Here is a 262-nt window from a genome sequence, read left to right on the forward strand (position 1 = left end):
ACCGTGCATCATTGTGGCGATTCGCCGCGACGATCATATTCTGCTCGCCCAACACACACGCCATCGCGGCGGGATTTATACCGTGCTGGCGGGGTTCGTCGAAGTCGGGGAAACCCTCGAGCAAGCCGTGGCCCGTGAAGTGATGGAAGAAAGCAGTATCCGCGTGAAAAACTTACGTTACGTCACCTCGCAACCCTGGCCATTCCCGCAATCGCTGATGACCGCGTTTATGGCGGAATATCACAGCGGTGAGATTAAAATT

At 55.3% G+C, this 262-nt stretch carries 1 protein-coding gene; it reads left to right on the plus strand.

The annotated features are described in order from the left end of the window. Positions 1–262 (plus strand): NAD(+) diphosphatase (gene nudC / locus M975_RS22090; protein WP_157093437.1); only part of this gene is annotated, 262 nt, incomplete at both ends.

It is taken from the genome of Buttiauxella brennerae ATCC 51605 (assembly GCF_001654925.1).
In the GTDB taxonomy this organism is placed as follows: Bacteria; Pseudomonadota; Gammaproteobacteria; order Enterobacterales; family Enterobacteriaceae; genus Buttiauxella; species Buttiauxella brennerae.